This is a genomic window from uncultured Campylobacter sp., assembly GCF_938045225.1.
Classification (GTDB): domain Bacteria; phylum Campylobacterota; class Campylobacteria; order Campylobacterales; family Campylobacteraceae; genus Campylobacter_A.
Genome location: NZ_CALINL010000006.1, coordinates 1 through 6,696, shown reverse-complemented (window position 1 = coordinate 6,696; position 6,696 = coordinate 1). Strand labels below are relative to the sequence as shown.

At 38.5% G+C, this 6,696-nt stretch carries 6 protein-coding genes and 1 tRNA gene; all 7 read right to left on the bottom strand.

Annotated elements, in window-relative coordinates; all coding sequences use genetic code 11:
* Positions 1-81: 81 nt before the first annotated feature.
* On the bottom strand, positions 82-735 hold the full coding sequence (locus tag Q0200_RS00205; protein WP_297936451.1) for an HAD family hydrolase: 654 nt from the start codon (positions 733-735) through the stop codon (positions 82-84).
* A complete protein-coding gene (locus Q0200_RS00200; protein ID WP_297936449.1) occupies positions 711-1,928 on the bottom strand; it encodes a restriction endonuclease subunit S in 1,218 nt (405 codons plus the stop codon). The genes Q0200_RS00205 and Q0200_RS00200 overlap by 25 nt, the downstream gene beginning before the upstream one ends.
* Positions 1,925-3,415: a type I restriction-modification system subunit M gene (locus Q0200_RS00195; protein WP_297936447.1), complete on the bottom strand. Its 1,491-nt coding sequence runs from the start codon at positions 3,413-3,415 to the stop codon at positions 1,925-1,927. The genes Q0200_RS00200 and Q0200_RS00195 overlap by 4 nt, the downstream gene beginning before the upstream one ends.
* A gap of 1 nt (position 3,416) precedes the next feature.
* Entirely contained in the window at positions 3,417-4,004 is a 588-nt protein-coding gene (locus tag Q0200_RS00190; RefSeq protein WP_297936445.1) for a restriction endonuclease subunit S, read from the bottom strand.
* A 269-nt stretch (positions 4,005-4,273) separates the two neighbouring features.
* Positions 4,274-4,348: transfer RNA gene (locus Q0200_RS00185), tRNA-Asn, on the bottom strand.
* 116 nt (positions 4,349-4,464) lie between these two features.
* Positions 4,465-5,370 carry a radical SAM protein gene (locus Q0200_RS00180; RefSeq protein ID WP_297936443.1) on the bottom strand — a complete coding sequence of 302 codons (906 nt, stop codon included), beginning with the start codon at positions 5,368-5,370 and terminating at the stop codon, positions 4,465-4,467.
* 532 nt (positions 5,371-5,902) lie between these two features.
* Positions 5,903-6,696 (bottom strand): uroporphyrinogen decarboxylase family protein (locus Q0200_RS00175; protein ID WP_297936441.1); only part of this gene is annotated, 794 nt, incomplete at its 5' end.

Genomic DNA, 6,696 nt, shown 5'->3' with positions numbered 1-6,696 from the left:
TCTCACGAATTAAATTTCCTTTCAAAACTATTCCTTCGAGGATCAAGTAAGACTATTGAACTTCTTTGAATCCTTCTTTAACTAGGAAGTTTTTAGTAACTTCATAGCTGGAACATCGGTTTCTCCATCACCTATGTATATCATATTTTCAAATAAAATACGTCTTTTATTCTCTGGTATATATTTATTAATTAGTTTATTGTCCCAAGCGTTAAGAATTCCTTTGCTTATCCTGTATAAATATTGAGTTTTTGTCGTATAGTTAATTGCCAAAGCTGGCCAAGTCGGTTTGCCATATTCATCATACATAAATGATGACGCATAAATATTTTTAAATTTATTCGCTATAGTCGTTCCATCGATCATTTCTTTAGTGCCTGATGATACTATATAATGCTCAATCAATATCCCCTTTTGTGCAGCATAATCATTAATCCTTTCAAAAAACTCTTCCACACCGTTAAAATATTTAACAGTTTTACCGTGTTTGCTAAGCTCCTCTCTTGTAATTTTTGCACCAGCACCATATGCTTTTTTAACAATCAAATACATGTATGACAATATCTCATCCATATTGTTTTCTTCAGATAGTTCCTTTACGTTATTCCAAAAATCTTCTTTTTTTATACCTAGTGTTGTTGGTATAAAAGAATTTTCTTGTATATTGCCTCTTGCTAGTGTTCCGTCAAAATCATATGCGATTGCCATTATTACATTGCTTTTTTCACATAACATGTTCTTATTTCTCCTTTTAGTAGTTTTTGCATCAAGCCTTGTTTTTGTTTTTTTAAATTTTCTAGCTTTAAATTTAGTAAATTTATCTCATCATCGCAAGCCGTTAAAACCTCTGCGATTTTTTGTTGCTCGTCTAAATTTATAGGCACTAGAATGCTTCTTGACAAAAAAGTATCATTACTAATATTTATGGTGTTTTTTGCTCCCTTTTGTATAATTGGCTGCAAATAGTTATTTGTCCTTATTGATGATTCAAAAAAGTAATGCAATAAAGTACCCAAAAATTTATTTATCGGCTCAAATACTCCATATAATGGAGAAACAATAACATTAAATGGGTTTAAATTTTGCTTTATAATGCCGAATGGAAAGTCCCCCGTTGGACTTTTTGTATATACCAAATCAAATGGCTTTACCAAATTATAGTTTGATGTATCTTCGGCTGAAAAACTACGCCCCAAATGTTCTATTTGATTAATAATCCCCTTATGAACAGATACAGAAAAAACCTCACTTTTGTTATCACTTTTAATTTTATGCTCTTTTAAAATTTTATCAAGCTTTGTTTCTCGCCACTCGTCTTGAAACTCAGGGAAGCGGATTTTGGCTGTAAGTAAATTTTGCATAAGGGCTTTTTTAAACTGCTTTTTGTTTTCTATCAAATTTATAGTTAAATTTATAGCCTCATCCCAAGTAGATAAAATTTCCGCTATCTTTTCTTGCTCGTCTAATGGCGGAAGTGGGATTTTAAAATTTAATAAATTACTATTATTGATTGAATTTATTGTTGCCCCAAGATCGTTTTTTACTTGTTTAAAAAACGTATTTGTTTTAAAGATATGTATCAAGAATAAATTATAGTTGCTTCGAAAAATAGCCATAAAGGCACCAAATGCCAAATCCTTATATTTTTCTGTAATTAATGCATTTTTACCAATTAAATTTTTACTACCATTTCTCACGCAAATTAAAATATCATTTTCTAGCGTTTTATTAAATTTTGATATACCTTTTACATATACATCATCATTATTAAGAACAATAAAATTATCATTTATGTTTGACGAGCGTAAGACCAACAATCCATTATTTGAAACATTTTCAGGACTATATGTTAGCCCATTTACTATTTTTCCAATTTCCCCAAGCCTCACGATCTTCCACCCACTCGGTAAATTTTTAAATTCGCTCATAACCCAAGCTCCGCAAGATACTCGCTCATCTTGTTTTGAACGCTTTTTAGCTCGGCTTCTAGGCGTGAAATCTCAGCCTTTGTAGCCTCGATATCCACAAGCTCTTCTTCTTCAAAAGTATCGACGTAGCGAGGGATGTTTAGGTTGTAGTCGTTCTCTTTTATCTCGCTAAGGCTTGCTAGGTGGGAGTATTTTTCTATCTCGCTTCTATTTTTATAGACTGAGACTATTTTGTCGATATTTTGAGCGGTTAGGGAGTTTTGATTTTTGCCTTTTTCAAATTCTTTGCTAGCGTCGATAAATAGCACGTCTTCGTTTGCGCGGTTTTTCTTAAAAACGAGTATGCAAGCAGGTATGCTCGTGCCGTAAAATAAATTTGCCGGTAGTCCGATAACGGCGTCAAGCAAATTTTCCTCGATCAGTTTTTGGCGTATCTTGCCCTCGTTTGCCCCACGAAATAGCACTCCATGCGGAAGTACGACGCCCATTTTGCCGTTATTGTTTAGGCTTTTTATCATGTGCACGACAAATGCGTAGTCGCCCTTGCTCTTTGGCGGCAAGGCATAGCCGCTAAATCTCATAAAAGGATCGTTTAGGGCAAAGTCAGCGCCCCATTTATCTAGGCTAAACGGAGGATTTGCCACGACTATGTCAAATGTTTTGATGAGATTATCTTGTAGATGCAGCGGATTTCTGATCGTGTCGCCCCACTCGATCACAGCGTCGTTTATCTCGTGCAAAAACATATTCATCTTGCAAAGTGCGTGAGTTTGTCCGTTTTTCTCCTGTCCGTAAAGGCGGAAATTTTTGCTACCGACCTCTTTTGAAGCTTTGATAAGAAGCGAGCCCGAACCACAAGTAGGATCATAGATCATATCGCCGTCTTTTGGCTCGACTAGCTTTGCAAGAAGCGTAGAAACCTCGCTTGGCGTGTAGAACTCTCCGCCTTTTTTGCCTGCGTCGCTTGCAAAATGAGCTATGAGATACTCGTATGCGTCGCCGATTATATCGTTGCCCTCAAGCATGGATGGGCGAAGATCTAGCCTGCTATCGCTAAAATCCTCGAGTAAATTTTGCAAGATAGCGTTTCTCTCTTTTGTGTCGCCAAGCTTGTTTTTGTTGTTAAAGTCAATGCTTCTAAAGATGCCCTCAAGCTTGTCTTTATTGTCCTCTTCGATCTTTTCTAGCGTTTTATTCATTATCTCGCCTAAATTTAGGGCCTCTTTGTGTGCCAAAAGATACTCAAAAGTGCAGCTCTCATCAAGCTTAAATTTCTCTTTCTTTAGCTTTGCTTCGATCCTCTCGCTCTTCTCGCCATACTCGGCTCTAAGCAATTCAAGCTTTTCTTTGTAAAAATCAGATAGATACTTAACAAAAAGCATCGTTAAAACATAGTCTTTATAATCGCTTCCGTCCATCGTGCCGCGAAATGTGTCGCAAGCTTTCCAAACTACGTTATTTATAGTATCTTGAGTGGTCTTTTGCATCTTAGTTCTCCTCTTTTTTTATCAAATTTTCAAATATGCTTTTGTGGTATTTTTGCTTTTGAGCTACTAAATTTTGTAAAATTTCGCTCTCTTGGCGAGCTAAATTTAGGTATTTTACTATCTTGTTTTGAGTTTGCAAATTTATGGCTGGTATTTTTATGTTATTTAAGCTTGCAACGCCTATCATCGCTATTGTAGTGCCTGAAACATCTGGTGCAAGGGCTCTTTTAACGGCGCTACTATTTAGATAATGCGCCACAAAACGCGGATCAAATTTAGCACTCTTAACCCTTATGCGAACCATCAAAGACGTAAAGATGAGATCGCTATACTCTTTGTCTATATAAACGGCGAAATTCGGCTCTCTAAGCCGCAGCAAGATATCGCCTTGGCTCACTTTATAATCCTCGTTTATTTGCTCGCTAGATATAAATTCGTCCGCAAAAGCATCGCCGTAATACGCATCTTCTGTAAACGACTTTAGCGAGACGATTTTATACGAGTGCTCGGACGGACTATGCGCCTCAGCCTTTTTCCTGCTTAACACTAGTCCGGTTTTTATTTCGGCTATTTTGTTTAAATTTATCATCATAAAACCTTTTTATGTATTACTTTAAAAATAATACTAGGCGAAGTATATCAAGTAAGTTAGAAAATGTCAATAGTTTTTATACTATTTGCAAGTAATACAATAGAAATAATATAGTAAAACAAAAATCTATTTGATCGAATTTTGGCTTGTAAAATATTTGATAGTGAAATAAATTGTTCTGAAATATTCTAGGATATTAAATAAAAAATTGGAAAATTGCTGAAAATATTTTAAAATTTGGATTTTGAATGGATTTGATAGTAAAATGGCTCCGGATGCTGGATTCGAACCAGCGACCAATCGGTTAACAGCCGACTACTCTACCGCTGAGCTAATCCGGAACGTTTTAAAAGAAGTCGTATTATAGGCAAAAAAACTCCGTTTGTCAATAAATTTTAGCTTAAATTTTTGGATATCAAAAAATTAGTAGAAAAAAGAGTAAATTTTACCGCAAAAATCACGCAAGTCGGTAAAATTTAGTCCCCGCCGCATCTACTACTTTTATCTTTCCGTCCGCTAAAAGCTCCTGTAAATTTTGTTTCGAGCTTTCAGAGAAGCTATTTGTTACGTCGTTTTCGCTTTGCGGGCGGCGTTTTAATAGCTCAAGTAGCTCCTCTTTGCTAAGCTCGAATTTTTCATCGCCGTATTTTGCCGACGCTATCACGCACGGTACGCTGGAAATTTGCTGTGCAAGCTCACGCAAGAGCTCCTGGCTCACGCCCTTAACCGGATATGCGGGAGGACGGTCGATTGTACTTATATCTACGCGGGCTGGTGAAATTTGATTTAGTGCCACATTTAGCGCTTCAAATTCAGCTTTCGTGTCATTTAATCCTTTTACGACCAGGATTTCAAGCACTAGCTCGCCTTTAAATTCTCGCCTAAATTTAGCCATCGCAGCCACCAGCTCGCCGACGCCAATTTTTTCGCCCGAGCGATCGATCCTAGCAAAGGTCTTTTGCACCGCGCTATCAAGGCTAAATTTGACGATATCAAGCCCCTTTAACGCCTCGCAAATTTTAGGATCAAGCACGCCCGAGCCGTTTGAGAGTATTAGCGTTTTAGCCCGGCCTTTTATCAAATTTAGCTCGCGTACTAGCCACGCAAGATCGGGATAAAGCGTCGGTTCGCCGTTTGCCGTGAGCGTGATGACGTCGATATGCGGATGCACGGCAAGTGCGGCCTTCACCTCGGCGATTACTTGCTCTACGCTTGGCGGATTTTCTATCACTGCGACGGGTTTTGCCGCCGTGAGTTCACAATAAACGCAGTCAAAGTTACAGCACTTTTGCGCGGGCGATAGATCGACACCCAGCGAAGCGCCAAACCTGCGCGAGCTAACGGGACCAAAGACGATTTGCATTGATTTTCCTAAATTTAAGATGTGCGATTATACTAAAAGCCAGGGCAAAATTTATTAAAGCGGATAAAAAGAATATAAATCCTGAAAAATATTTAGATTTAAGCCGATTTAGTAGCAAATTTTAAAATACGCGATAAGCCCAATACGAAATTTATCTACCGCGCAAAAAGCTTTTAAAAAAGATATAAAGCAAAATTCTAAAATTTAGTTTCGCTCAAATTTTGCTTCACATAACCTCAAAAGTCATACATAAAAGTCAAATTTGACGACTCTACGCAAAAAGAAACGACAAAATGGCTAAATCTTTTCCTATGTCTTCCGCGATCGCCTTTGCCGTGCCATCTCTTCGTCGGTTACGACTCTCGGCTTATGATCCAAACGCTTTACTTAGCCGACCCGTCAATGTTGGTTGTAGCGTCGTCGCTCTCTGTCGCCTCGTTGATACTATACGTACATTCGGCCGACTTAAAGCTTAGAATAAGATCGAGCATGGCGCCATCATAATATTAAATTTGATGCCGCCACCCATATCTTATATCTTTATTGCGCTTCTTGTTTGAACCGCCTTGATAAAGTATTTTGCGTTTTCAACTGGCACATCAGGCAAGATCCCGTGTCCGAGATTAAAGATATGCGGCGCGTTTTTCATCGTCTGCAAAATTCGTTCCACACCCGCGTCGATCGCCTCCTTGCTATAAAGGCGCGTAGGCTCCATATTTCCTTGAAGGACGTATTTTGGGCTTAGTTTTGCTTTAGCAAGCTCGATCGGCGTACTCCAATCCACGCCAAAAACATCGAAATTTCCCGAAATTTTATCCAGATATCCGCTTATGCCTTTTGGAAAAACGATAACCGGAATTTGAGGAAATTCGGCCTTAAGCGCATCCACTATATCCATGATATACTTCCAACCGAACTCAAAATACGCCTCGTCCTCTAGCGCAGCTGCCCAGCTATCAAAAATTTGCACCGCATTTACGCCGGCTTTTATCTGCTCTTTCATGTAGCCTATGAGCGCGGCTGTAACCTTGGCTAAAATTTGATGCATAAACTCGGGATTTGAATATAAAAGCTTTTTGCTAACCGCGTAAGTTTTCGTCCCGCCGCCCTCGATCATATACGTAGCTATCGTCCACGGCGCTCCGCAAAAGCCGATTAGCGCTTTATCCTGCGCCAAATTTTCGCGCGTTAGCTTGATCGTATCGTATACGTAGTTTAAATTTTTGATCGATTTTTGAACATCCAGCCTATCTAGATCCTCTCTCGTCTTGATAGGATCGCTAAACACGGGCCCCTCGCCTTGAACAAATTTAAGATCCATACCCA

What these genes read in the sequence shown, in the direction of transcription:
- Q0200_RS00190 (WP_297936445.1), bottom strand. Translation starts at nt 4,004, where the DNA reads ATGATAAATTTAAACAAAATAGCCGAAATAAAAACCGGACTAGTGTTA.
- Q0200_RS00180 (WP_297936443.1), bottom strand. Translation starts at nt 5,370, where the DNA reads ATGCAAATCGTCTTTGGTCCCGTTAGCTCGCGCAGGTTTGGCGCTTCG.
- Q0200_RS00195 (WP_297936447.1), bottom strand. Translation starts at nt 3,415, where the DNA reads ATGCAAAAGACCACTCAAGATACTATAAATAACGTAGTTTGGAAAGCT.
- Q0200_RS00200 (WP_297936449.1), bottom strand. Translation starts at nt 1,928, where the DNA reads ATGAGCGAATTTAAAAATTTACCGAGTGGGTGGAAGATCGTGAGGCTT.
- Q0200_RS00205 (WP_297936451.1), bottom strand. Translation starts at nt 735, where the DNA reads ATGTTATGTGAAAAAAGCAATGTAATAATGGCAATCGCATATGATTTT.